20 protein-coding genes are annotated in these 26156 nt (G+C 73.0%); 12 read left to right on the top strand and 8 right to left on the bottom strand.

Annotated elements, in window-relative coordinates:
- Nucleotides 1-45 precede the first annotated feature (45 nt).
- Complete coding sequence (locus tag O0S08_RS46035; RefSeq protein ID WP_269035887.1) at nt 46-966, top strand: hypothetical protein; 921 nt, start codon at nt 46-48, stop codon at nt 964-966.
- The gene (locus tag O0S08_RS46030) at nt 963-1667 is read left to right on the top strand and encodes a hypothetical protein (RefSeq protein ID WP_269035886.1); all 705 of its coding nucleotides are present in this window, start codon (nt 963-965) and stop codon (nt 1665-1667) included. The genes O0S08_RS46035 and O0S08_RS46030 overlap by 4 nt, the downstream gene beginning before the upstream one ends.
- A gap of 48 nt (nt 1668-1715) precedes the next feature.
- Here the strand turns inward: O0S08_RS46030 and O0S08_RS46025 are convergent, their stop codons facing one another.
- Nucleotides 1716-2879, bottom strand: a complete 1164-nt coding sequence (locus tag O0S08_RS46025) for a sensor histidine kinase (RefSeq protein WP_269035885.1) — start codon at nt 2877-2879, stop codon at nt 1716-1718.
- Nucleotides 2880-3346: 467 nt separating this feature from the next.
- Here O0S08_RS46025 and O0S08_RS46020 point away from each other — a divergent pair, with 467 nt between their 5' ends.
- From O0S08_RS46020 to O0S08_RS46000, 5 genes are all read left to right on the top strand, one after another.
- Nucleotides 3347-4306 carry an ADYC domain-containing protein gene (locus O0S08_RS46020; protein ID WP_269035884.1) on the top strand — a complete coding sequence of 320 codons (960 nt, stop codon included), beginning with the start codon at nt 3347-3349 and terminating at the stop codon, nt 4304-4306.
- Between the two features lie 4 nt (nt 4307-4310).
- On the top strand, nt 4311-7052 hold the full coding sequence (locus O0S08_RS46015) for a serine/threonine-protein kinase (RefSeq protein WP_269035883.1): 2742 nt from the start codon (nt 4311-4313) through the stop codon (nt 7050-7052).
- A 46-nt stretch (nt 7053-7098) separates the two neighbouring features.
- Complete coding sequence (locus O0S08_RS46010; protein ID WP_269035882.1) at nt 7099-9801, top strand: serine/threonine-protein kinase; 2703 nt, start codon at nt 7099-7101, stop codon at nt 9799-9801.
- A 49-nt stretch (nt 9802-9850) separates the two neighbouring features.
- Complete coding sequence (locus O0S08_RS46005; protein WP_269035881.1) at nt 9851-12550, top strand: serine/threonine-protein kinase; 2700 nt, start codon at nt 9851-9853, stop codon at nt 12548-12550.
- Nucleotides 12551-12722: 172 nt separating this feature from the next.
- Complete coding sequence (locus O0S08_RS46000) at nt 12723-13208, top strand: DUF2325 domain-containing protein (RefSeq protein ID WP_269035880.1); 486 nt, start codon at nt 12723-12725, stop codon at nt 13206-13208.
- 48 nt (nt 13209-13256) lie between these two features.
- On the opposite strand, the gene O0S08_RS45995 is transcribed toward O0S08_RS46000, so the two are convergent.
- From O0S08_RS45995 to O0S08_RS45985, 3 genes are all read right to left on the bottom strand, one after another.
- On the bottom strand, nt 13257-14327 hold the full coding sequence (locus O0S08_RS45995; RefSeq protein WP_269035879.1) for a vWA domain-containing protein: 1071 nt from the start codon (nt 14325-14327) through the stop codon (nt 13257-13259).
- Nucleotides 14328-14551: 224 nt separating this feature from the next.
- Nucleotides 14552-16339, bottom strand: coding sequence for a ribosomal protein L7/L12 (locus O0S08_RS45990; RefSeq protein WP_269035878.1), 1788 nt, complete (start codon nt 16337-16339; stop codon nt 14552-14554).
- 187 nt (nt 16340-16526) lie between these two features.
- The gene (locus O0S08_RS45985) at nt 16527-17156 is read right to left on the bottom strand and encodes a hypothetical protein (protein ID WP_269035877.1); all 630 of its coding nucleotides are present in this window, start codon (nt 17154-17156) and stop codon (nt 16527-16529) included.
- A gap of 133 nt (nt 17157-17289) precedes the next feature.
- Here O0S08_RS45985 and O0S08_RS45980 point away from each other — a divergent pair, with 133 nt between their 5' ends.
- A complete protein-coding gene (locus tag O0S08_RS45980) occupies nt 17290-17682 on the top strand; it encodes a hypothetical protein (protein WP_269035876.1) in 393 nt (130 codons plus the stop codon).
- Nucleotides 17683-17983: 301 nt separating this feature from the next.
- Here the strand turns inward: O0S08_RS45980 and O0S08_RS45975 are convergent, their stop codons facing one another.
- Entirely contained in the window at nt 17984-19462 is a 1479-nt protein-coding gene (locus tag O0S08_RS45975) for a sigma-54 interaction domain-containing protein (RefSeq protein ID WP_269035875.1), read from the bottom strand.
- Nucleotides 19463-19642: 180 nt separating this feature from the next.
- Here O0S08_RS45975 and O0S08_RS45970 point away from each other — a divergent pair, with 180 nt between their 5' ends.
- The 3 genes from O0S08_RS45970 (at nt 19643) to O0S08_RS45960 (ending at nt 21155) form a co-directional block, all read left to right on the top strand.
- Nucleotides 19643-19945: an NADH-quinone oxidoreductase subunit I gene (locus O0S08_RS45970; protein WP_269035874.1), complete on the top strand. Its 303-nt coding sequence runs from the start codon at nt 19643-19645 to the stop codon at nt 19943-19945.
- 75 nt (nt 19946-20020) lie between these two features.
- Nucleotides 20021-20794 carry a HipA family kinase gene (locus O0S08_RS45965; protein WP_269035873.1) on the top strand — a complete coding sequence of 258 codons (774 nt, stop codon included), beginning with the start codon at nt 20021-20023 and terminating at the stop codon, nt 20792-20794.
- Nucleotides 20778-21155, top strand: a complete 378-nt coding sequence (locus tag O0S08_RS45960) for a DUF3037 domain-containing protein (RefSeq protein ID WP_269035872.1) — start codon at nt 20778-20780, stop codon at nt 21153-21155. The genes O0S08_RS45965 and O0S08_RS45960 overlap by 17 nt, the downstream gene beginning before the upstream one ends.
- Before the next feature lie 255 nt (nt 21156-21410).
- Here O0S08_RS45960 and O0S08_RS45955 read toward each other — a convergent pair whose 3' ends face one another.
- The 3 genes from O0S08_RS45955 to O0S08_RS45945 form a co-directional block, all read right to left on the bottom strand.
- A complete protein-coding gene (locus O0S08_RS45955; protein ID WP_269035871.1) occupies nt 21411-22766 on the bottom strand; it encodes a DEAD/DEAH box helicase in 1356 nt (451 codons plus the stop codon).
- Between the two features lie 248 nt (nt 22767-23014).
- Nucleotides 23015-23479 carry an RNA recognition motif domain-containing protein gene (locus O0S08_RS45950; protein ID WP_269035870.1) on the bottom strand — a complete coding sequence of 155 codons (465 nt, stop codon included), beginning with the start codon at nt 23477-23479 and terminating at the stop codon, nt 23015-23017.
- A 244-nt stretch (nt 23480-23723) separates the two neighbouring features.
- Nucleotides 23724-24386, bottom strand: coding sequence for a hypothetical protein (locus O0S08_RS45945; protein WP_269035868.1), 663 nt, complete (start codon nt 24384-24386; stop codon nt 23724-23726).
- 605 nt (nt 24387-24991) lie between these two features.
- On the opposite strand from O0S08_RS45945, the gene O0S08_RS45940 reads away from it, so the two are divergent.
- Nucleotides 24992-26002, top strand: coding sequence for a hypothetical protein (locus O0S08_RS45940; RefSeq protein ID WP_269035867.1), 1011 nt, complete (start codon nt 24992-24994; stop codon nt 26000-26002).
- The last annotated feature ends 154 nt before the right edge of the window (nt 26003-26156 follow it).

Here is a 26156-nt window from a genome sequence, read left to right as displayed (position 1 = left end):
GCCCTCTGGTGATCGTTCGCCGCGCGGGCGACAATCCCCGCGACGATGTCTCCGCCCGCAGCGCCCGCGCCCGCCGGCACCTTCGTGCGCGTGCTGCTGACCGGCAGCTTTCTCGCCGTCGCGCTCGGGTTCCCGGCCTTCGGCGTGGCCTCGGCGCTGAGCAGCGGGCCGCTCGGCGCGGGCGCCCTGTTCAAGGCGATCGCGACGGCGCTGGTCGGCGCCGCGATCACGACGTGGACCGTGCGCGGTTTGGCGGGACCGCTGTGGATCGCGTGGGTCGGCCTGCTCGCCGGAGTGGTGCCCGCCGCGCTCGCGGCCCCGCGCTCGCGCTGGATCGGCCTCGCCCTCGCGCACCTGGCCGCGGGCGGCCTGCTCGTGCTCGCCGGCCTGCGCCTGGTCGCCCTCGGCGCCGGGGCGGCCTCCGACACCTGGGTGTTCTTCGGCCTCGTCACCGCGCTGGTCGGCCTCGGCCTCGGCCTCGGCGGGGCGGTGCCGCGGTTGTGGTGGGCCTGGCGCGGCGGTGACGTCGAGCCGGCCGACGACGGCGTCGCTCGCGAGCTGCCATGGTTCGTGTGCCTGGCCCTGGCCGGGCTGTCGCTGGCGAGCGGCCTGGCGGAGACGTTGCCGACCGCGCTCGGCTTTCACACGACGACCCCGCTGCGACGCGGCCACTGGGAGCACGGCTGCGCGTCGACGCTGCCGGCGACCCAGGACATCTGCCCGCAGCAGCGCCGCTATTCGCTGCGGAGCCGCCGCGGCGAATCGATGCAGATCGAGTGGGACTTCGCCCGCAATTGCGCCGTGACGATCGCGGCCGACGGGGCCGCGCAGACCTTCGCCGAGCGATCGTGGTACCGCGTCGAGGTCGCGCCGGAGCGCGAGGTGGTGGTGACGATCGACGGCCTCTCGCACGAGGGCTGCTGGTACCGGCTGCGCGCGCGGCCCGATCGCGGAGGCGCGCAGTGAGCCTCGAGACCCTGCGCTGTCCGGGCTGCGGAGCAGCGACGCCGCTGCGCGCGGCCGCCTCGATCGACTGCCATCATTGCGGTCGGAGCATCGAGATCCCCGAGGCCTGGCGGGTGGCCGCCGAGGCCCACGCCGCGGTCGCCCGGCTCCGCCGCGAGGTCGAGCCGCGCTGGCAGCAATTGACGGTCGGCGTCGGCAAGCCGGTCGTGGCGGTGGCGCTGGCGCTGGCGTCGGTGCTCCCGCCGCTGTGCACCTGGCTGGTCCAGTCGCGCCTGTCGCCGCCGCCGACGCCGGTCGAGAACCTCGGCTTCGTCGCCGTCCCGGCCCTGCTGCCCGGCGCGTTGCTGTGGCTGTGGGCGACCGCCGTCGACGCCGCGGTGCTGCGCGTCCGCCGGGACGTCAGCGCCTGCAAGAGCGGCCCCGCCGGCGCGCTGGCCTGCCGCGGCTGCGGGGCCCCGCTCGCCCCCGAGGCCGACGCGCTGGCCACCACCTGCCTCTACTGCGGGACAGACAGCGTGGTCCGCGACCTGCCCGAGACCACCCGCGCCCGCGACCACGCGGTGCGCACCCTCGCCGAGGCCGCCCGGGTGCTGCAGCGCCGCCGCCTCAACCTCGGCCTCGGCGTCGCGCTGCTCGGCCTCGGCGTGGCGGCGATCGTCGCCGCCACCGCGATGGCGCTGTCGCTGGCCTTCGGCGTATGAAATGCCTTAAAAGACATGTCCTGATGGACATGCCATGAATCACCGACATCAGAACGCCGACACCAGGACCGGGGCCTCGCGCGGGTCGCGGGCGGTCGCGGGCACCTGGACGCGGAACACCGAGCCCTTGCCGAGCTCGCTCTCGGCGTTGATCTCCCCGCCGAGCAGCATGCAGTAATGGCGGCACAGCGCCAGGCCGACGCCGAGGCCGCCGAAGCGGCGGGTCGGCGAATCGTCGGCCTGCGAGAACGGGGTGAACAGGCGCGGCAGGTAGGCCGGGTCGATGCCGATGCCGTTGTCGCGGACGCTGAGCAGGTACACGGCGCCGGTCGGGGTGGCCATCGGCTCGACGCGCAGCTCGACGAGGCCACCGTGGGTGAACTTGCAGGCGTTGCCGAGCAGCTGCATGAGCACCTGCCGCAGCCGCGTGCGGTCGCTGCGGATCGTGCCGAGCTCGCGCGACAGCTTGAGCTTGAGCTGGTTGCGCCCGCGCTCGGCCAGCGGCGTCACCGCGGCCACGCACTCGTGGACGAGATCGTGGAGCGCGAACTCCTCGATGTGCAGCTCGAACTTGCCGGCCTCCAGCCGCGCCAGATCGAGGACGCTGTCGATCAGCGCCAGCAGCTCGTGCGCGGCCCCGAGGATCCGCGTCAGGTCGGCCTGCAGCTCGTCCGGCTCGGCCTCCTCCGGGTGCTCGAGCAGCAGCTCGGTGTAGCCGACGATCGCGTTGAGCGGCGTGCGCAGCTCGTGGCTGATCTTGAGGAGGAAGGACGTCTTGGTCCGACTGGCGTCGAGCGCCTCCTCGAGGACCCGTCGCCCGCGCTCGACCTCCGACTGCAGAGCCTGGTTGGCGCGGGTGAGGGCGACGAGGCGGCCCTCGGCCCCGGCGACGTGCTGGCTCCGGAGATCTCGCAGCTCGGCCCGCACGCCGGCGAGCTCGTTCTCCCGCCGACGGAGGGCGTCGTCACGCTCTTCGCCGCGCCGCTGCGAGGCCGCCGCGAGCAGACCGACCCCGGCGATCGCCGCGGCCGCCAACCACGCGATCGATCCTGCTCCCGCGATGAAGAGGCCCACACCCGCGGCCACCCCGATCGCGGTGGCGGTGATCCCCGTAGCCGCGCTGGTCGCGTGCACGGAGACCGCCGTCACCGGCAACAACAAACACCAGATCGGCGTCGCCGCACCCGCCGCCATCGGCGCCGCGATCGCCATCACCGCGACGATCACTGACCAGAGGAGCGCACCGATGCGAACCCTCTTGCCCTCCACAGGCCCCAGGAACACCGTCGCCGCGATGTGTCCTCCGAGGAGGATCGCGCCGCTGACAATCGCAGTCGAACGGTGTTCGTCCGTCGCGGTCGCAGCGACACCGACGAGCAGAGCGAGGCCCACGATCACCAACACCACGCGTGTGTCGTTGTCTCGCGACGACACCGCACTTGTGGATCGTACTTCCCGTCGCACCTGGTCTTCGCCGGACGTCATCGAGGCAGAGGTCACCCCCATGATAGAAGGTGCGACCCGGTACGCGCCACGTCTCGGCGTGAGCAGCCGCCATACGCCTCTTACGGCCGTGAAACACGCGCGCGCGTTCTCGCCCGGCACCCCACTTCACGCCGCCGGGAGCCGCGGATAGGATCGAAGATCAGCGGGTTTTAATTTTCGCGGAGGAGGGAACGATGGTGGCGTTCAGGACCGGCGTGATGGTTGGTGCGGTGGTGGTCGCGCTCGGATGTATCGGCTGCGACGAGGCGGAAGAGGAGTTCATCGGCGACGATGGCATCTTGCACGCGCGCGACGCCCAGTGGAACGACTTCAAGCTCAACGACTTCAAGCTCAACGACTTCAAGCTCAACGGCGCGCGCCTCAACGACTTCAAGCTCAACGGCGACGCCGGCTCGACCGACTACATCCAACTGTTCGACATCGAGAAGCCAGACGGCGGTTACACCCTCAGCAGCAGCGTCGTCGGCGGTATGCTGAAGATCGGCAGCATGACCCAACAGGACGTGCTGTGGTCGATCTACAACTTCCAGGTCAAGGACAACGGGACCACCCAGTGGCGGCACCTGTATATCCGCGACGTCGATCAGATCCCCAACACCGACGTCTGGGAGTACGACCTCGACTTCGCCACCAGCTACGGCTACTGGTCCGAGTTCTGCACCGACGAACAGGGCAACCCGGTCAAGGCGCTGGCGCTGCCCGACGTGTGGGACCCGGCCACCGGCAACAGGATCGAACCCAGGCCGACCGGCGCGGTCACGTTCGCCTGCAAGAACGCCGCGCTGGCCAAGTGCGTCCTGTTCGGCTACCGCCCGTGGTCGACCAAGAACGGGGTCTCGCTCGCCAACTACCACCAGGCCTGCACCCGCATGGTCCGCGCCGACTACTGCGGCAACGGCGTGCCGCACACCGTGACCGGCACGCCGATCCACGTGCTCGATCAGCTCGGCATCCAGAACGTCGACCCCAACACGCCCTACGCCGTCGAGGCCGAGTGGGGACCGAACGGCGCGGTCTGTCTGAATCCGAGCAACACCCGCCTGCCCAACCAGACGATCGGCTGCAACATCCCGACCTGCGGCGCCTCGTTCGCCTCGGGCGGTTTGATTCAGAGCGGCAAGATCGTACCCTGAAGGGGTGTCCGAAGGCGCAGAGCCCGCCGCGATCGGCCCGTTCGTCGTCCTCCGCAAGCTGGGCGAGGGCGGCATGGGCGTGGTCTACGCGGGCTACGACGTCGCGCTCGACCGCAAGGTCGCGCTCAAGCTGATCCGCCGCTCGCTCATCGACCGCAGCGAGGTGCGGGCCCGCATGGTCCGCGAGGCGCAGGCGATGGCCCGCCTGTCGCACCCCAACGTGGTGCAGGTCTACCAGGTCGGCGAACACGGCGACGGCATCTACCTCGCCATGGAGTACGTCGAGGGCCAGACGCTGACCGCGTGGCTGCGCGCCGAGAAGCGCCCGTGGCAGCAGGTGCTGCGCACGGTGATCGCGGCCGGACGCGGCCTCGCGGCGGCCCACGCGGCCGGGCTGGTGCACCGCGACTTCAAGCCCGACAACGTCCTCGTCAGCAAGGAGGGCCGCCCCTGCGTCCTCGACTTCGGCCTGGTGCACGCCGAGAGCAGCCCGGCGCTGCCGCTCGGCGGCGTCGACGTGCGCACCTCGGTCACCGGTCTGCCGACGATCTCGCGCATGTCGACGCAGCCGTCGGGCCCGCCGCTCGGCGCCAGCGGCAGCGGCCAGACCGATCGCGGCGACGTGATGGACATCCGCCTCACCCGCGCCGGCAAGGCCCTCGGCACGCCGGCATACATGTCGCCCGAGCAGCACTTCGGCGACGAGGCGGTCGGCCCGGCGTCGGACCAGTTCAGCTTCGGCACCACGCTGTACGAGGCGCTGTACGGGTTACGGCCGTTCCCGGGGGCGACGTGGGAGGAGATCAAGCGCGAGGTCCGACGCGGGATCGTGCCGCCGCCGCCGCGCGACTCGGCGGTGCCGGGGCGGATCTTCCGCATCCTCGTCCGCAGCCTCGCGCCGACGCCCGACATGCGCTGGCCGAGCCTCGAGCACATGCTCGTGGCGCTCGAGCGCGACCCACGAAAGACGGTGATGCGGTTCGCCGGCATCGTCGCGGTGGCCGGCGCGGCCGCGGCCGGCAGCTACGCGGTCGCGCTGTCCCAGCGCGAGGCGGCGACCCAGTGCAAGGGCGCGGCCGCCGAGCTCGCGGGCGTGTGGGACGACACCCGCGCGTCCGCGGCGGAGCGGGCGTTCGTCGCCACCGGCTCGCCGTTCGCGGCCGACACCTGGCGCCGCGTCGACACCCGCCTCGACGCCTACGCGCTCGCGTGGACGGACGGCCGCACGCAGGCGTGCGAGGCCCACGCGAGCGGCTCGCAGTCGACCTCGCTGTTCGACCGCCGCACCGCCTGCCTCGCCCGCCGTCGCGCCTATCTGTCGGCGCTGGTCGACGTGTTCATCGCCGCCGACCGCTCGGTGATCGAGAACGCGGTGCAAGCGACTGCAGCGTTGCCGAGCCTGGAGTCCTGCGCCGACGCCGACGCGCTGCTGGCCGCCGTCGCGCCACCCGGCGACCCGCACGCGGCGGCGCAGGTCGAGTCGCGGCGCAGCCAGCTCGCGCGAGCGGCCGCCCTCGAGGGCACCGGCCAGTACGCCGAAGGGCTGCAGCTCGCGCGAGAGATCCGCGCCGCGGCCGAGGAGCTGCATTACCCGCCGCTCACCGCCGAGGCCGCGCTCGGCGAGGGCCGCTTGCTCATGGCCGTCGCCCGCGCGGAGGAGGCCGAGGCTGCCTTGACCGCGGCGCTCAAGCTGGCGCTCGTCCACGGCCTCGACGCAGTGGCCGCCGAGGCCGCGGCGCGCCGGGTCTTCGTGCTGGGGGACGGCCTTGGCCAGCGAGTCGCCGCGCTCGCGGGCGAGGCGGTCGCGGAGGCGCTGGCCGAGCGCACGCGTGACGACGGACGCATCGCGGCGCTGCTCCACAACAACCTGGGCGCGGTCTACGAGCTCGACGGCGCGGCCGCGCGCGCGCGCGAGCATTACCTGCGGACGATCGATCTGCTCGGTCGTCGCGCCGGCGCCGGCGATCCGCTCCTCGCGGCGGTGCACCACAACCTGGCCGGCTTGCTGCGGGGCGAGGGTCGACTCGACGACGCCCGTGACCACTACTCGCAGGCAGTCGTGCTGTTCTCCGAGATGCTCGGCGAGCAGCACCCGATGGTCGCCCACCCGATCGGCGGCGTCGCCGACATCGACGTGTTACAGGGCCGCAGCGACGTCGCCGCCGCTGGCTACCGCCGCGCGCTTCTCCTGATGGAAGCGACGTACGGCCAGCAACACCTCTACCTGCTGCACCCGCTGGTCGGCCTCGGCAAGGTCAGCCAGGCCGCGGGGGCGCTCGACATCGCGGCCGCCGAGTTCCGCCGCGCCGTCGCCATCGGCGAGCAGCTCGGCACCACGCATTCGATGTACGCCGAGGCGTTGATCGGCCTCGCCGAGTGCGTCACCAGCACCGACCTGGCCTCGGCTCGGACCCTGCTGGCCCGCGCCATGACCGTCTACGAGGCCGACGGCGGGCCCAAGAACCCCGCGATCGCGCCGGTGGCGGTGCGCGCCGGTCAGCTCGCGGCCGCCGCGAACGACCTGCCGGCGGCGCGCCAGTGGTTCGAGCGCGTGCTGGCCGATGCGACAGGTTCCAAAGAACAGCTCGAGTCGCGCTCGCTGGCTGCTCTGGGTCTCGCCCGCATCTTCCTCGACGCCGGCGAGCGTCAGCGCGCTTGCTCTCTGTTGCTCGACGCCCGCGTCGGTCTCACGGGCGACGCGCACAGGGCCGACGTCGACGCGCTCGCCGCCGCCTGCTCGCGCTGAGCGGCGCTCGCGGCTACGCTCTCGACCTCGAACGCCGGGATACTTCGTGATCGAGGGTGAAGACTCCGCCAAGATCGGCCCCTTCGTCGTCCTGCGCAAGCTCGGCGAGGGCAGCATGGGCATCGTCTACGCCGCCCACGACGCCGCGCTGGCGCGAGAGGTCGCGCTCAAGGTCCTGTCGCGGCGGCACTTCGACAGCCGCCAGGTCCGCGCTCGCATGCTCCGCGAGGCGCAAGCGCTCGCGCGCCTGTCCCACCCCAACGTCGTGCAGGTCTATCAGGTCGGCGTGCACGACGACGAGATCTACGTCGCCATGGAGTACGTCCACGGCCAGACGCTGCGGTCGTGGTTGCGGGCGGAGAAGCGCCCGTGGCGACTCGTGCTGCGCACGGTGATCGCGGCCGGACGGGGCCTCGCTGCGGCTCACGCCGCCGGTCTGGTTCACCGCGACTTCAAGCCGGACAACGTGCTCGTCGGCGAAGACGGTCGCGCGCGCGTGGTCGACTTCGGACTGGTCCACACCGGCGATCCCGCCGTGGCCACCAGATCGGTCGAGCCCTCCTCGGAGGAAGCCGCGTCGATGTCGCTGTCGCAGGCGTCGACCCAGCTGCAGCCCGTCGATGAGCCCGAAGAGGAGCCGCTCGGCGATCGATTGACCCGCACCGGCATGCTCGTCGGGACGCCCACGTACATGTCGCCCGAGCAACACATGGGCGGCGCGATCGAGCCGGCGTCGGATCAGTTCAGCTTCGGCGTCACCCTCTACGAGGCGCTCTACGGCGTGCGGCCCTTCCTCGCCGCGAGCTGGGAAGAGCTGAAGCAGAAGGTGCGAAGCGGGGTGGTGCCGCCGCCGCGCGACTCGACGGTGCCCGGGCGGATCTTCCGCATCATCGCCCGCAGCCTCGCGCCGACGCCCGAGCTGCGCTGGCCGAGCCTCGAGCACATGCTCGGCGCGCTCGAGCGCGACCCACGGAGGACGGTGCTGCGAGTCGCCGGGATCGTCGCGGTCGCCGGTGCAGCCGCGGCCGGCAGCTACGTGCTCGCGCTGTCGCAGCAAGAGGCCTCGACGCAATGCACGGGCGCCGCTGCCGAGCTCGCGGGCGTGTGGGACGACGAGCGCGCCGCCGCCGCGGAGCAGGCCTTCGTCGCCACGGCCTCGCCGCTCGCCGCCGACGCGTGGCGCCGGGTCGACGCCCGCCTCGACGCCTACGCGCTCGCGTGGACGGAGGGCCGCACGCAGGCCTGCGAGGCCCACGCGAGTGGTTCTCAGTCGACCTCGCTGTTCGACCGCCGCACCGCCTGTCTGGCCCGCCGTCGCGCCGAGCTGTCGGCGCTGGTCGACGTGCTCCTCGCCGCCGACCGCTCCGTCGTCGAGAATGCCGTGCAGGCCGTCGCGGCGCTGGCAAGCCTCGCCTCGTGCGCCGACGCCGACGCCCTGCTGGCCGCCGTCGCCCCGCCCGACGATCCGGACGTCGCCGCCGAGGTCGAGGCCCGCCGCGCTCAGCTCGCCCGCGCCACCGCCCTCGAGAACACCGGCCAATTCACCGCGGCCCTGAGCCTCGCCCGTGAGGTCGGAGCGGCGGCCGAGGGGCTGCATTTCCCGCCGCTCACCGCCGAGGTCGCGCTGCGCGAGGGCAGCCTGTTGATGGAGCTGGCGCGCGACGCCGAGGCCGAGGCCGCGCTGACCCGGGCGATGCGCGAGGGGCTGGTGCACGGCCTCGACGCGGTCGCAGCGGAGGCCGTGGCCAAGCGGATCTTCGTCGTCGGTGAGCGGCAGGGACGTCGCGAGGTCGCGCTGGACGCCGAGGCGCTCGCCGAGGCGCTCATGGAGCGCGCCGGCGACGACGGCCGGATCGGCGGCCTCCTGCACAACAACCTCGGCGTGGTCTACGCGCGCGACGTCACCGACGACCGCGCGCGCCTCCACTACCTGCGCTCGATGGAGCTGTTCGGCGGCCGCAGCGACGGCCCCGATCCGCTGATCGTGATGGCGCATCACAACCTCGGCGGCCTGTACCGCAGCCAGGGCCGGCTCGACGACGCGCGCAAGCACTACGCGCAGGCCGTCGCAGTGGTCACCGAACTGCTCGGCGAGAAGCACCCGTATGTCGTGCACCCGCTCGGCGGCGTCGCCGACGTCGACCTGTTGCAGGGCCGCCGCGACGAGGCGGCCGCCGGCTATCGCCGCCAGCTGGCGCTGATGGAGGCGACGTACGGAGAGCACCACTTCTACCTGCTGCACCCATTGGTCGGCCTCGGCAACGTGGCGCTCGGCCGCGGCTCGCTCGACACCGCCAGGGCCGAGTTCCGCCGCGCAGTCGCCATCGGCGAGCGGCTCGGCTCCACTCATTCGATGTACGCCGAAGCACTGGTCGGCCTCGCCGAGGCCGTCACCGGCGTCGACCGGGCCGAGGCCCGCGCCCTGCTGGCCCGCGCAGTCACCGTCTACGAGGCCGACGGCGGGCCGAAGAACCCCGCGATCGTCCCCGTGGCCGCGCGCGCCGGTCAGCTCGCGGCCGCCGCGAACGACCTGCCGGCGGCGCGTCGATGGTTCGAGCGCGTCCTGTCCGATGCGACAGGTCCGAAAGACCAGCTCGAATCGCGCTCGCTGGCCGCGCTGGGCCTCGCCCGCATCCTCCTCGACGCCGGCGAGCGCCAGCGCGCCTGCGCCTTGTCGCTCGCAGCCCGCGCTGCACCGGGCGACGCGAACACCGAGCTGGACGCGCTCGCGGCCGCCTGCGGCCATTGAGCCCCGGCGTTCACGCGCGGGCGATCGGGTATGCTCTCGGCCTTCGGATATGACCGAGGGGGCGACACCTGCCGAGATCGGCCCGTTCGTCGTGCTGCGCAAACTCGGCGAGGGCAGCATGGGCATCGTCTACGCCGCCCACGACGCCGCGCTCGCGCGAGAGGTCGCGCTCAAGGTCCTGTCGCGGCGACACTTCGACAGCCGCGAGGTCCGGACCCGCATGCTCCGCGAGGCCCAGGCCCTCGCCCGCCTGTCCCATCCCAACGTCGTGCAGGTCTACCAGGCCGGCGAACACTGCGACGAGATCTACGTCGCCATGGAGTACGTCCAGGGCCAGACGCTGAGGACGTGGCAGCGCCTCGAGCGGCGCCCGTGGCCGCTGGTGCTGCGCACCGTGATCGCGGCCGGGCGCGGCCTCGCGGCGGCCCACGCGGCCGGCCTGGTCCACCGCGACTTCAAGCCCGACAACGTCCTCGTCAGCGCCGACGGCCGCCCGCGCGTCCTCGACTTCGGCCTGGTCCACGCCGAGGTCGAGCCCGGCCTGTCGCGGATGTCGACGCAACCGTCGAACCGCCCCGACCAGACCGGCCGCGGCGACATCCTCGATGTCCGCCTCACCCGCGCGGGCAAGGCCCTCGGCACGCCGGCGTACATGTCGCCCGAGCAGCACTTCGGCGAGGAGGTCGTCGGCCCGGCCTCCGATCAGTTCAGCTTCGGCATCACCCTCTACGAGGCGCTGTACGGCTCGCGCCCGTTCCGCGGGTCGACGTGGGAGGAGATCAAGCGCGAGGTCCGGCGCGGGGTCGTGCCGCCGCCGCCGCGCGACTCGAGGGTGCCGAAGCGGATCTTCCGCATCATCGTCCGCAGCCTGGCGCCGACGGCGAGGATGCGCTGGCCCGACCTCGCGCACATGCTCGACGTCCTCGAGCGCGACCCGCGAAAGACGATGCTCCGCGTCGCCGGCATCGCCGCGGTGGCCGGCGCGGCCGCGGCCGGCAGCTACGCGCTCGCGCTGTCGCAGCGCGACGACGCGGCGACGCAGTGCGAGGGCGCCGCGGTCGAGCTCGCGGGCGTGTGGGACGAGGCCCGCGCGGCCGCGGCGGAGCAGGCCTTCGTCGCCACCGGCTCGCCGTTCGCGGCCGACACCTGGCGCCGCGCCCACGACCGCCTCGACGCCTACGCGCTCGCGTGGACCGAGGGCCGTACGCAGGCGTGCGAGGCCCACGCCGGCGGCTCGCAGTCGACCTCGCTGTTCGACCGCCGCACCGCCTGCCTGGCCCGCAGTCGCGACTACCTGGCCGCGCTGGTCGACGTGTTCATCGCCGCCGACCGCTCGATCCTCGAGAAGGCGGTGCAGGCCACCGCCGCGCTGCCGAGCCTCGAGTCGTGCGCCGACGCCGACGCGCTGCTGGCCGCAGTCGCCCCGCCCGCCGATCCGCATACCGCTGCCCGGGTCGAGACGCGGCGCGCTCAACTCGCGCGGGCGGCCGCCCTCGAGACCACCGGCCAGTACACCGAGGGGCTGCAGCTCGCACGGGAGGTCCGCGCGGTCGCGGACGAGCTGCACTACCCGCCGCTCATCGCCGAGGCCGCCTTGCGCGAGGGCAGCCTGCTCATGGGCCTCGCGCGCGCCTACGAGGCCGAGGCCGCCCTGACTCTGGCGATGCGCACCGCCATCGTCCACGGCCTCGACGTCGTGGCCGCCGAGGCCGCGGCCAAGCGGATCTTCGTCGTCGGCGAGATCCAGGGCCGGCTCGCGTTCGCCCTCGACGACCAGCCGGTGGCCGAAGCGCTGGTGGAGCGCGCCGGCGACGTGCAGGTCGCGGCGCTCCTGCACAACAACCTCGGCGTCGTCCATGGTCGCGCCGACGGCGACGCGCCGGCCCGCGAGCACTACACGCGCACCCTCGAGCTGCTCGGACGGATCCCCGGCCCGCCGGATCCGCTGCTCGCGGTCGTCCACCACAACCTGGGGATCTTGCACGAGCGGTTCGGCCGCCTCGAGGAGGCGCGCGAGCAGTTCGTCCGCGCCCTCGCGCTGTTCTCCGAGCTGCTCGGCGAGAACCACCTGCTGGTCGCGCACCCGCTGGCGAGCCTCGCGGAGATCGAGCACCGCGCGGGCGAGCTCGACGCGGCCGCCGAGCACTACGCCCGCGCCCTCGCGCTGATGGAGGAGCTGTACGGGCCCGATCACTCGCACCTCCTGCAGCCGCTGACCGGGCTGGCCAAGCTCCACGCGGCGCGCGGCCAGTCGGCGGCGGCGCTGGCCGAGTTCACCCGCGCGGTCGCCCTCGGCAGCAGCGCCACCACCACGCACGCCTATTACTTCAGCGAGGCGCTGGTGGGCCTGGCCGCGCTCGTACCTGCCGCCGAGGCCCGCACGTTGCTCGCCCGCGCGGTCACTGTCTACGAGGCCAACGGCGGGCCCAGGAACTCCGCGATCGCCCCGATCGCCGTGCGCGCCGGCCAGCTCGCGGCCGCGGCGAACGACCTCCCCGCCGCGCGCCTGTGGTTCGAGCGCGTGCTGGCCGATACGACAGGTGTGAAAGGTCAGGTCGAGTCGCGCTCGCTGGCCGCCCTGGAGCTGGCCCGCCTGCTCCTCGCCGCCGGTGAGCACGAGCGTGCCTGCTCGCTGCAGCTCGACGCCCGCGCCGGCGCGAAGGACGACGCGCGCAAGGCCGACCTCGCCGCCCTCACCGCCGCCTGCGCGCGCGAAGCCGAGGAGGAGCGCCCGCGAGGCCGTCGCTGAGGACCGCAGTCGGAGGAGCCCGCGCGCGTTCCCACGCCTCACACCGCCGGCAGCGCGGCGGCGGCAGCGCGGCGGCGGCGCCAGTGGGCGCGCCAGAGGCTCACGAGCAGCAGGGTCAGCATGGCGTGGGGGCGGGGGAACGCACGTTTTCAGAATAGCGGAAATTTCTCTCGTGCCATGGAGCCTGTTGAGCTCGCTCGAAATTTCCGCGATCGCTGTTACGGGCGCCGAATTGGCCCCATACGGCCGCGCCGGCCGCCTGGGCGCCGCCTTCGCCCCGACGATCGGCGGAGTTCAGCAGCTTGAAAATTCCATTTTAATGAAATACTGTTGTGCCATGCGCGTGGGCATCGTCGGCGGTCTCGACCGGAGCGAACAGAGCTACCAGCGGGCGGTACGCGCGATGGGCCACGAGCTGGAGCACCACACCGGCTACATGCGGGGTCACGCCTCGCTCGAGCTCGAGCGGCTCGTCGACCGCAGCGACCTCGTCGTCATCGTCACCGACGTGAACAGCCACGGCGCGGTCCAGACCACCCGCCGCCTGCTGCGCTCGCGCTCGCGGCCGGCCGTGCTGGTGCGCAAGCTCGGCCTGTCGCGCCTGGTCGCGCTGGTCGAGGACCACGCCTCCGCGATGGCCGCCGCACCTGCCCGTTAGGCCAGGTCGCTAAGTCTCCGATCACCTGTCCTTCAAGACATCCTCGGCTCACCCGTTCAGGCAATACTGCTTGGCGTGGAACGACGCCCCGGCCTTGAACGCGGTGCAGGCGACCCCGCACAGCTCGATCTGCTGGTTCATCGTGTCGGGCACGAACGTCCAGCCGTCGCCCTGGCCGCAGTCGGGCACGAAGGTGTACTCGACGCCGTCGACGCTGACCTTGAACAGCGTCGGGTCGGGCGGCGCCTCCTCGAGGTCGAGCGTGCAGGTGATGACGTCGATCACCACCTGCTCGAACGCCGCCTGGAGGCTGGCCTGGTCGTCGCCGGGGTAGTAGTCGTGGTCCGCCGCCGGATCGGGGCGGCCGCCGGCGAGGCCCATCTCGTTCAGGTGGGCGATGAAGCTGCTGCCCTGGGCGGCCAGGCCGATCACATAGGTCGGGATGTTGCGCTGCGTGTAGATCTCCCCGATCACCTCGTCCACGCCCTCGTCGGTCAGCTCCTCCCACTGGTCGGGGCCGCACAGCGCGTCGCCGTCGGTGACGAGGAAGATGGCGCGAGGGATCGCCGGGTCGAGGGTCTCGAGGTGGGCCGCGGCCACCAGCACGCCCGCGCGGGTCGGCGTGTTGCCCGGCGGATCGTGGTCGGGGCCGGGCAGCACCGCCAGGATGTCGGCCCCGTTCATCGGCGCCACCGGCACCTCGAAGTCCTCGGTGACGCACGAGTTGGTCGCGTTCATCGAGATGTCGAGGTCGGGGAACAGCATCATCCCCAGGTTCAGCTGCGCGTCCCAGCCGTCGATCAGGAAGTCGACCGCCTCCCACAGCACCGCCCAGCGCGTCTTGTCGCCGAGGGACTGCTGCATCGAGCTCGAGTAGTCGAGCACCAGCGCCACGTTCGGCCGCTGCGGCATCGGCGTGACGTCGAACTCCTCGCACGGCCCGGCCGCGTCGGCCCGCGCGCCGACGTCGAACTTGGCCCCGCCGCCGGTCGTCGTGCTCGTCGGCGGCGGCTCGCTCGACACCGCCGACGTGTCCTCGCCCGCGGTCGCGGTGCCATCGCCGGTCGTCGGCTCACCCGTGCTCGTGCCCGTCCCCGTGCTCGCGCCGGGAAGCGTCATCACGCCGGTCCCCGGCGTCGCCGGTTCGCCGTCGGTGCCGCGATCTTCCGCGGGTCCGCAGGCAGACAGGCAAAGCAGGGCAGAGAACGAGGACCGACGGAGCGCCGAAGAAGTAGACATGTCAAACCACGCCGGAGCAGCATCTCCAGGCGCAATCCGGCTGTCAAGCACGCGAATCTTCGATCTCGGGTGGCGGCCCGGGCGAGGCGGCGACACCCGCCGCGTCAGCGCAGCTCGACCTCCGCCCCGACCTCGGCGAGGACGGCCTGCAGCTGCCTCGCGGTCGCCAGCTCGACCTTCTGCTTGATCAGCGTCGGCGCGGCCTCGACCAGGTCCTTGGCGTCCTTGAGCCCGAGGCCGGTCAGCGCCCGCACCTCCTTGATCACGGAGATCTTGTTGGGCCCGTGGCTCTGCAGGAACACGTCGACCTCGGCCGGCTCGGCGCGGCGCCACATCTCGCGCAGCTCGACCGCGGCCCCGAGCGCGGTCAGCTTGCGCGCCAGCTCCTCGGCCTCGGCGCGGCGGAGGCCCTCGCGCAGCACCGCACCTGGCGTTTCGGACAGGTCCTTGGCTTCTTTGAGCCCGCAGCCGAGCTCCTCGCGGATCACCTTGATCACCGCGATCTTCTGCGGCCCGCAGGCGCCGAGGATCACGTCGAGCGGCGCAGTGGAGTAGGGGCCGTCGTCCGCGTCTGCCTCCGAGTCGTCCGTCCACGCCGGGCTGCGGACCTCGACCCGCGCGCCGATGGCCGTCAGCGACTGCGCGAGCGCCTGCGCCTCGCTCCCGCTCAGACCGTCCTTGATCATCACGTCGGTCGACTCCGCCAGGTCCTTGGCCTCCTTGAGCCCGAGGTTCGTGGCCTCGCGGATGATCTTGATGACGCTGATCTTGTTGCTGCCGTGGGACCGCAGCACCACCCCGTACCCCACGCTCGGCTCGGGAAGGTTCGACCGCTCCGGCTCCGGCGCGGGCGCGCCGCGGACCGACACGCGCGCGCCGACGACCGCGAGCGCCCGCGCGAGCTTCTGCGCCTCGTCCTCGCGCATGCCGCTCTTGATCACCACGTCGGTCGACTCGGACAGGTCCTTGGCCTCCTTGAGCCCGAGCGCGGTCGCCTCGCGGATGAGCTTGATGACGTCGATCTTGCGCGTCCCGAAGTGGTGCAGGACGACCTCGGAGCCGTCACCGCCCGATCCGCCTACCGGCGACGGGGTCGTCGCCGCGGCGCCGCGGACCGACACGCTCGCGTCGACGCCCGAGAGCGCCTGCGCGAACGACCGCGCCTCCGGCTCGCTCATGCCCTGCTTGAGCACCACCTCGGTCGACTCGGCCAGGTCCTTGGCGTCCTTGAGGCCGAGCCCGGTGAAGTCGCGGATCGCCTTGACCACGTCGAGCTTGCGCGTGCCGAAGTGATGCAGCACCACCGCGAAGCCCGTGATCGGCTCGCTCGCTCGCTTCGCCGTCGGCTCGCTGGTCGTCGCGCCCCACGTCACCGCCGCCTCGCCGCTGGCCGTGCGCTCCGGGGGCGCGCTGCTCTCGTGCGCGCGGACCTCGACGATCGCGCCGGCCTCGACCAACTCGTGGCGCAGCGCCTCGGCCTCGTCTTGCGGGACGCGGCGGCGCACCAGGCACGGCGCGTCGTCGACCAGCTCGACCGCCTCGCGCAGGCCGAGCCCCGTCATCATCTTCAGCGCCCGCACCACGCCTATCTTGCTGTCGCCCTTGTCCTGCAGATACACGTCGAAAAACTCGGGCGCCGGCGCTGCGCCGTGCGGCCGGAGCTCGACAGTCGCGCCGGCGGCGACGAGCTTGACGCGCAGGGCCTCGGCCAGGGCAGGGGCGATCCGGGTCCGGATCGCGCTCGGCGTGCGGGCCACCAGCTCGGCGGCGGCCGGGGCCTCTAGGCCCGTCATCGCTCGCACCGCCTCGGCGACCGCCGCCGGGTTCGCCCCGGCGTCGCGCAGGATCAGGTCCTGCGGGATCACTTCGCCACTCTGGCCTCCGACCGTCATCGCTCGACCTCCGGGGCCGACGATACCCGAATCGCCGCGCTGCGGCGTCGGCCCGATCGACAGGGTCGTTCGGACGAGCACCTGTCCCGAAGACCCGAAAGTCTCGCGCGCGGGCCCGGCAGCGCCCATTTCGTCGGCCGCGGTCTCGCGCGCGAGGACTGCGAGGGCGCGAGCGCGACCGCACCGCTCAGCTCGTCGGTGGTTCGGGCGCGCACACCGGGTCGTCGGGCGCGATCTCCCGGCAGCGCCTGCCGGCCCGCTCCGCCGCAGTGGCGTCGCCGCGGTCGCGCTCGAGCTCGGCGAGCAGCGCCCACGCGCGCGCGGTCGGCAGGACGTCGCCGTCCCCGAGCTCTTTGAGCAGCGCGTACGCCCCGGCCCGCTCGGCCGGCAGGGCCGCCAGCGCCTCGGCCAGCTCGGCCCGGACCACCACGTCGTCGCTGCGCGCGTGGTGCAGGCGCAGCAGCATCGCCGACCACGCCAGGGCCGCGGTCCGGTGTGAAGCTGTCTTTCCGGACATGTGACTCGCCAGCCGCACGCCGCCGCCGCTGCGCACCGCCGCGAGGGCGAGGACCCGCTGCGCGCGGGCGAACAGCCCGGGCCGGCGCGCGCGGTGAGTCAGCTGCACGGCCTCGGGGAAGGTCGCGAGGACCTCCTTGACCGCCGCGGCGTGGGCCCCGTCGGCCAGCAATTGCTCGGCCCGACGGACGCTCCGATTGGTGACGTCGACGACCCGCTCGACGCTGTTGTGGCAAGCGTCGGCGGGCGCGGCCGGCACGACGACGGCCGCGAACGCGGCGAGGACGAGGAAATTGCGCACGACGAAGGACCTCCGTCGCCACACGACGCGCGACCCGGGCCCGCTTGTTCCGTCAGCGAGCGGCGCGCGAGCCGAGAGCGACAGGAACATTCGCCGCCGCCTCGTGCGTCCGGCGGCAGCGAGAGGAGACCCAATGGTGCGCGTCAGTCCGATCTTCGTCTTCGCCGCCCTCCTCGCCTGCGAGCGGGCGGCGACCCCTGTTCCCGACCCGGTGAGCGAGTCGCCGGCAGCCCCCGCAGAGGTGGCCTCCGGCGCCCCCACGCCCGCGGCGACCCCGGCCGTGGCAGCGGACGACGGACCGATCGGCGTCGACGCCTGCGACCGCTACGTCGACAGCTACCGCCGCTGCATCGCCGAGGTCGTGCCCGCCGAGGAGCGAGCGATCCACGGCGAAGTCCTCGACGGCCAGCGCCTGGCCTGGTCGCGCGCCCGCGCCGACGAGAAGCTGGCCGCCGGCCTCGCCGACGCCTGCGCCGCCGCGACGACCGCGGCCCGCCTGGCGGTGCCGCGCTGCAAACACTGGTGAGCACGGCCCGAATCACATGTCTCTTAAAAACATCTGACAGGATGCCCGGCGCGGACGTCGGTACGAGCACGGATGAACGTGCCCGAAGGTCGCCCGACCGATCGGTCTCGTCGAGAGTCACGTGAGTGTTGGGACAGGTCGTGCGAGCGGCGCGGAGCGTCGGGCTCGCTGGTGTGCGCACTCTCGTCGCGAGATCGACGTGTCCGGCGGGGCATGTGCGGGCGTCGGAAGTGCTGGTGTCTCGTCGCTACCGTTCGATCACCGCATGTCCTCGAGGACATGCGGTCGATCTTCGCGGCCTTCACGCCTCGCCGGCCGGCACGAACGACTCGCGGTCGATGCCGAGTTTGCGCATCTTGCTCTGCAGCGTCCCGGGCTTGAGGCCGAGGGCCTGGGCGGCGCCGCCGGGGCCGTAGATCCGGCCGTCGCAGGCGCGCAGGGCGGCGATGATGCAGCGGCGGATCGCGTCGTCGAGGCGCTCCACCGGCGCAGGTGCGTGCGCGGGCGCGGGGTCGACGGCGAGGGCGGCGTCGAGGGCGAGGGACTGGCCGCGGCCGAGGATGATCGCGGCCTCGAGCACGTTGGCGAGCTCGCGCACGTTGCCGGGCCAGGCGTGGCGGGCCAGGCGGACCAGGGCCGCGGGCGGCACCGCCGGCGCGGGCAGCCTGAGCCGGGCGGCGATGTCGGCGACCAGCGCCGCGGTGAGGCCCGGCAGCTCGCCCTGGCGCTCGCGCAGCGGGGGCACGCGGATCGGGAACACACATAGCCGAAAGAACAGGTCGCGGCGGAAGGTGCCGGCGGCGATCATCGGCTCGAGCTCGCGGTGGGTCGCGGCGATCACCCGCACGTCGACGCGCACGCGCTCCTCGCCGCCGACCCGCTCGAACTCCTGCGACTGCAGCGCGCGCAGCAGCTTGACCTGCACCTCGAGCGGCAGCTCGCCGACCTCGTCGAGGAACAGGGTGCCGCGGTCGGCCCGCTCGAACACCCCGAGGTGGCGCCGCGTCGCCCCGGTGAAGGCCCCCGCCTCGTGGCCGAACAGCGCGCTCTCGACCAGGTTCGCCGGCAGCGCCCCGCAGTTGATCGCCACCATCGGCCGGTGCCCGCGCGCCGACAGGCGGTGCAGCCGCTGCGCCAGCAGCTCCTTGCCCGTGCCCGACTCGCCGGCGAGCAGCACCGTGGTGTCGAACGGCGCCACCGCGTCGATGCGCCGCAGCACCTCCTGCATCGCCGCGCTCTGGGCCACGAGCGGCCGCTCGCGCTCGCCGTGACGGGCCTGCTCGCGCAGCTCGCGGTTCTCGACGTGGGCCCGCCGCGACAGCTCGGCGACCCGCTGGGTGACGTCCTGGCCGCGCAGCAGATGCAGCAGCACGTCGCCGAGAGTCGCCGCGAAGCCCGGGTCGAGGCGCGCGCCGGGGCCGAGCGAGAGCGCCACGAACATCGCCGCCCCGGCGCCGCCGAGCGGCACCACCACCAGCGAGCGCACGCTCGTGCCGCGCCGCGCCGACTCGTCGACCCGGCCCGAGCGCAGCGCGGCGATCTCCCGCTCGTGCAGCCGGCGGCGGGTCACGGCGACCGCCCCGCCGTTGGGGACGCTGCTCACGACCTCGGCTTCGTCCGTGTCGCCCGCCCGCTCGCCGAGCTCGAGCCGCACCAGAGGCAGCGTCCGCGCCAGCGCCTCTGCCACCCGGCGCACCCACGTCCGCCGCGTGTGCGCCTCGCTGGCCGCCGCCACCAGCGCCGCCAACACCTCGACCGGCTCGAAACCCGCCTCCGTCATTCGCCGAACCGAGCATAGCGCGATGCACTGAAATATCAGTGCATCGTCACTGGGATTTCAGTGTAGCGCCGTCGATGAGCCGGCGCACGGCCCCAAGTGCCCGTCTCACCAGGCATTTTTCCTCGCCCCACGGCGGCCCGCCGCGTGCTGAGGGCGACCTCAGGAGGCCCATTTTAAAAGATGCCACATGTCATCACCCGTCACTGCGCCGGCACCTGCGACACGGTCTGCGCCCAGGTCTGCCCGATCGAGTGCATCCACGGGCCGATCGCCCACGCCACCCTGCGCTCGGTCCCCGCGGCCGAACGCGGCGTGCGGTTCCCCGGGGTTCAGCTCTACATCGATCCGGACGAATGCATCGACTGCGGCTGCTGCGTGGATGTATGCCCGGCGTCGGCGATCCACATGGACTGCGACGTGCCGCTCGAGCTGAGGGCCGACATCGAGGCCAACGCGCGCTTCTTCGGCCGCCGCGTGCGATGACCCGCGCCGTCGCCGCGGCCGCGGACCGAGAGATCGGCGGGTGACGGCGCCGCACGGGGCCCCTACACTCTCGGCGTGCTCCGCCGCGTCGTCGCCGCTCGTTATGTCGTTCCGCTGCGCGAGGGCGGCTCGTTGCCCGCGGTCGTCGAGGCCGAGGACGGCCGCACCTACGTCGTGAAGTTCCGCGCCGCCGGTCAAGGCGCGCGCGCCCTGGTCGCCGAGATCGTGGTCGGCGAGCTGGCCCGCTCGCTCGGCCTGCCGGTGCCGGAGCTGGTGATCGTCGAGCTCGACGAGGCCGTCGGCCGCAACGAGGGCGACCCGGAGATCCGCGACCTCGTGGTCGCCAGCGCCGGCGACAACGTCGGCATGACGTTCCTCGCCAGCGCGATCGGCTTCGACCCCGCGGCCAGGCCGAAGCTCGACCCGTCGCTCGCGGCCCGGATCGTCGCCTTCGACGCGTTCGCGCAGAACGTCGACCGCACGGCCAAGAACACCAACCTGCTGTGGTGCACCGGGCAGCTCTGGCTCATCGACCACGGCGCGGCGCTCTACTGGCAGCACGACTGGGACGGCGGCCTCGACGGCGTGGACTCGAAGTTCCCGATGATCGCCCGCCACGTGCTCCTGCCGTGGTCCGGCCCGATCGCGGCCGAGGCGGACTGGCTGCGGTCGGGCCTGTCCGACGGGGCGATCGAAGCGGCGATCGCCGCGGTCCCGGACGCGTGGTGGACCGCCCCGCCCGCGCTGCCGCCGGACGAATACCGGGCCGCCTTCGCGGCTCGCCTGCGGGCCCGTCGCGACGCGGCGTCCGCTTACCTCGAGGAGGCCGACCGTGCGCGCGCCGTTTGATTACGCGATCGTCCGAGTGGTCCCGAGAGTGGAGCGGGAGGAGTTCGTCAACGCCGGGGTGATCGTGCACTCGCCGACCCGCGGCTTCCTCGGCTGCGCGCTGGCCCTCGACCGCAGCCGGGTGACGGCGCTGGCGGACGACGTCGACCTCGAGGCGCTGACGCGCCACCTCGACGCCTTCCGCGCGGTCTGCTACGGCGACGCGGGCGCGGGCTCGATCGCCGCGCTGCCGATCTCCGAGCGCTTCCACTGGCTGGTCGCGCCGCGCAGCACGATCATCCAGACGTCGCCGGTGCACGGCGGCGTGTGCAGCGACCCGACCTTCGCCCTGCGCGATCTGTTCAAGAAGCGCGTGGCTTGAGACGCGAGGCCGCGGCGGTCGGTCGAGGATCCGACTCGGCGTGCTGGAGGCGGCGCCGCATCGTGGATGTGTATGTCGTTCTGGCCATGTCCAGAACGACAGGTTCTTTGAAAGAGCGGGTCTGGCCCTGCGCAGGCGAGCCGCGGCTCCCGGGACGAGGGTCGATCCTTTGCATGTCCTTGTGGACATGCTCTTTCGAGCATGCCTCATGAGCAATGTCCTCGAGGGCATGCTCTCGAGGACATCACTCCGGCGCTAGCGGACCGTCGCTCGCCGGTTGCCCTGGGCCCCGCGGGCGGGGGCGCCGGCGGGGCGCTGCTGCTGGCGCGGCTGCTGCTGCGGCCGTTGCTGCCGGGGCTGCTGCGCGCGCTGCTGTTGCTGGCGCGGCTGCTGCGGGCGCGCCTGTTGCGGCTGGGCGCGGGCGGGCTGGCTGTCGTCGACGGTGCCCGCGAACGGGTGGTTGTGCACGATCGGGACGCGGCGACGGATCAGACGCTCGATGCCCTTGAGGCGGACCTGCTCCTCGCCGCTGCAGAACGACAGGGCGACGCCCTGCGAGCCGGCGCGGGCGGTGCGGCCGATCCGGTGGACGTAGGCCTCGGGGTCCATCGGCAGGTCGTAGTTGATGACGTGGGAGATCCCGCTGACGTCGATGCCGCGGGCGGCGAGGTCGGTGGCGACGAGGACGCGGACCTGGCCGTCGCGGAAGCGGGACAGGGCGCGCAGGCGGGTGCTCTGGGCCTTGTCGCCGTGGATCGCCTCGGCGTGGATCTGGCCCTGCGCGAGCTGGCGAGCCACCCGGTCGGCGCCGTGCTTGGTGCGGGTGAAGACGATCGCCCGCGTGACGGCGCCGTCGCCGAGGACGTGGCGCAGCAGGTCGCGCTTGTGCTCCTGGGCGACGAAGTAGACCGACTGCTCGATCGCCTCGGGCGCGGACGCGACCGGCGTGGCCTCGATGTGCAGCGGGTCGCGCAGCACCTGGGCGGCCAGTGGGGCGATCTCCGGCGGCATGGTCGCGGAGAACAGCAGGGTCTGGCGCTGCTTCGGCAGCACGCCGACGACGCGGCGGATCGACGGCAGGAAGCCCTCGTCGAGCATGCGGTCGGCCTCGTCGAGGACGAAGAACTCGACCCGCTGCAGGCGGACCAGGCCCTGGGCCATGAGGTCGACCAGGCGACCGGGTGTGGCGACCAGCAGGTCGAGGCCGGCGCGCAGCGCCTGGACCTGGTTCTGCATGCCGACGCCGCCGTAGATGACCGCGTGGCGCAGCCCGGTGAAGCGCGCGTACACGCCGATCCGCTCGCCGATCTGGGCCGCCAGCTCGCGCGTCGGCGTCAGGATCAGCGCGCGGACCCCCGCCTCGCGCGCGGCCGGGCGCTGCAGCATCTGGTGGACGATCGGCAGCACGAACGCGGCCGTCTTGCCGGTGCCCGTCTGGGCGCAGCCGAACAGGTCGCGGCCGAGGAGGGCAGGGGGGATGGCCGCCGCCTGGATCGGCGTCGGCGTGGTGTGACCCTCCTGGCGCAGCGCGCGGAGCAGGGTCTCGGACAGGCCCAGCGCGGCGAAGTCCGACGCCTGGGCAGGAGAAACGACAGGAAGGTTGTCTTGCACGGAAAAGTTCTCGAGCGGCCCGCGAGGGCCATGTCTTCGCCTGCGCGGCGCAGCCGGTCGCGGCCGCGAATGCGGGCCGGGCCGACGGCGGGGCGGCTTGCCTGCAGCTCGGGGCCGGAGGCGGCCCCAACTGCAGGTCGGATCGAGCCGCCCGCAGGCGTTCTCACGCCGCGGGGCGAAGGACGCGCGGACGGGTACCACGCCTCGGCGGCGGAAGCAACGACGCGGCGCGGACGGCCGCGCCGGGCTCAACGGCGCTCGGTGGCGACGTTGACGACGATCGACGAGCCCTTGAGGTCGGCGCCGTTGAGCCCCTCGATGACCCGCGGGGCGTCCTTGCGATTGGCCATGGTGACGAAGCCGAACCCGCGCGAGGCACCGGTCTCGCGCTCGGTCATGACGACCGCGTCGGCGACCGGGCCGAAGGCGCTGAAGGCGTTGCGGAGGTCGCTGGCGGTGGTGCTGCTGCTCAGGCTGCCGACGAACAGGCGCACGGGGATGGTCGCCGCCGAGCGTTCCTGGCCGGGGTTCTCGATCGCCCGCATCGCGTCCTCGATCGAGGGGAGGTTGCCCGTGAGGTCCTCGGCGGTGGCGACGGGGATCTCTCGCGGCCCGCGCTCGCGGCGAGCCTCGCGGGCCTGGGCTTTCTCTTGCTTCTTCTTGGCTTGATTGGCCTCGCGGGACCGCTTCCCGGAAGAGTAGTAGTTGCTCACGTCTGGTCTCCTCGGTGAAGGTTGCACGCGTGGCGGCGGATCGAAGGTCGATAAATGTTCAAATGCGTCTCGGAGGTTGGCGGCGAACGGTTCGCCAGGTCCGTTCAGCTTACGGCAAAATCCGCCGCGGCGCCGCCCCCATCTCGCCGCCGTCGGCGCCGGTCCGCACGGGTACGGCCCCCGCGCCCCTGCGACGAGCGTTTGCGCCGCCCGCGTTCGCTTGCGCACACGCCGGCGACGCCGGTCACGCGGGTCCGCGCTCCAGCGGGAACACGGCGACCGTACACAGTCGGTTGCCCAGACGGTCGCCGATCGCCAGGGACCGCTGTTCACGGGGCATGAGCCGCAGCCCGCGCACGCTGGCCGCCGACGACCACACGCCGAGGTCGTGCTCCGCCACCTCGGCGCCCGCCGTGAACAGCACCAGCACCGCGGCGCCGTGCAGGATGTGCGGGTCGGCGGCCAGCTTGTCGATGTCCCTCCAGACAGGTCGCTGCAGCGCGCTGGCGTAGGCGCGGTTGGGCCCGCGCTCGTTGTGCTGGGCCACGACCTTGACCTCGAGCCAGGCGGCGTCCCCCAGCGCGACCGCGTCCCCCGGCGCGAACAGCCCGATCTGGTCCGCAGAGTCGGCCAGCGGCCGACCACCTGGCGTGACGACCATGTCGCAACGGACACCTTCCGAACGCCGCCGCAACACCCGGTCGCGCGGGAACCGGACCTCGGCCGCGACCCCGTAGCCGGCCCTCAGCAGGCCGTCCCGCAGCACCGGGTGCAGCTCGAGCTCGCTGCGCGCGTCGAGGCCCCTGACCGCCTGCTCGAGCTCGACGTCCGCCGCCGCGGCCCGCAGCCCCGCCGCCAGCGCCTCGGCGAGGTCGTCCCAGCGCCAGTCGATCGCAGTCGTCGTCACGGCGGGCGAGCTTAGCGCTCGAACCCCGTCGCGCTCGCATCGCCCTCCAGCGCCGCGACGAACGGCGAAGACGTCGCCGTCGCCCCGTCGCCGAGGTCTGACTCACACGCGGCCCGGCGCTCGCGTCGCAATCGCGACGCCGCGGCGACCCTGTGATCCTGCGCGCATGCAGGTCGCGACGCAGCCCTTGCGATCTCTCGCCACGAGTCCCAGGGCGCGAGGCGCAGGCGCTCTCTCGCGGCGTCGCAGGCAGCGACGCAGCCGGTCTTGCGATCCCTCGCGCTCGCCGGCAGCGACCGGCCGGGCGCTCTCTCGCGGCGTCGCAGGCAGCGACGCCGCCGGTCTTGCGATCCCTCGCGCTCGCAGGCAGCGACCGGCCGACGAGTCGCGGGGCCGCGACCTTGCGATCCTTGCGCCCGGCGCCTCGAGCGGTCCGACCCACCGACGCGCTCACCGCCGGCTCGAGCCTCCGGCCACGACCTGTCTCTTCGGACATCTCACCACGCCCGCGGCGGGCCCGCCCGGCGCGGCTGTGCGGAGCGCGCGCTTGCGACGCGCGACGGGCGTCGGCTATGCCTCCCGCTTCCCGACAGGAAGGTCCCCCCATGTCCCTGCTCACTCCGGGCGCGGTGCTCCGCTACGAGATGGCCGACTTCGACGCCGCCGACAATTACGAATTCCAGATCCTCGAGACCGACGATCAGCTCGTCCTGTCGAGCGCCTTCGAGGACGGCGAGCCGGAGGCCGTGGTCGCGTTCTCGAACGAGAGCCTGGCCGAGAGCCGCACGATCGCCCTGCTGTCGCAGGGCGGGTGGCTGTCGGCCGCGCTCGAGCAGCCGACCCGCGACGACGAGTGCGAGCGGCTCGACGCCGACCTGCCGCCGTTCTTGCTCGGCCGGGCGCTGCTGATGGAGCTGCGGGCCGGGGCGACGCGGCTGCGTCCGGAGTGGGGGTCGCCGGGCAGCGATCCGGAGCCGCTGACGCTGAAGGAGCGGATCTTCGTCGAGGTCGAGGTCGACGGCGAGCCGCAGGAGTTCGCGGCGCTGGTCGCGAGCGGCGACGGCGTCGAGCTGACGGTGATCGACGACGAGACGTGGCCCCTGGTGGTCGAGCGGGTCGAGGGCGACAACTACTGGCGCCTCTTGGCCCTCGAGCACGGCGAGCTCGGCGACGGCGAGAACGACGAGGACGACGAGGACCTGCCGCCGCCCGAGCCCGCCGGTCCGCTGGCCGCCACCGGCCAGATCGACACCGACGCGTTCGTCACCCTGTGCCAGCGCCTCGGCGTCTCCGGCATGGACATGGACTACCAGGGCTCGCGCTTCTCGCTGCTCGACGCGGAGCGCAAGATCGTCATCTCCGCGGAGTACAAGATCGTCCTCGTCGCCATGCCCGGCGGGGTGCTCCGCCGCGCCCACGTGTTCGATCGCTACATCCCCGACCAGGTGCTCGGCCAGCTCGAGGGCGACGACCCGGTCGACCAACCCGGCACTCTCAAGGACGGCCTGGCCGTCGCCGAGAAGCTGGCCGAACGCGCCGGCGCCGACGTGCTCTACCCCGACCCCCTGGGGCCGATGTACATCGCCCTGTTCAACGTCCGCGCCCTCGCGGACTGATGGGCTCGCGAGCGCTGCATGGCGGCGCTCGTCGGGCGAGTCGATCGCGTCCTCGCGGCGCACAGTTCGGAGCCTGTGAGCGCGGCGTTGCCGCTCGACGAGCTTCGCACCGCGACGAGCGTCGCACGGCGCGCCCGGGCCCCGGATGGATCGG

The organism is Nannocystis punicea (assembly GCF_026965555.1).
GTDB classification, from domain to species: Bacteria; Myxococcota_A; Polyangia; order Nannocystales; family Nannocystaceae; genus Nannocystis; species Nannocystis punicea.
Note: the sequence above shows the minus strand (reverse complement) of the source record. Positions and strands in the feature narration are given on the sequence as shown.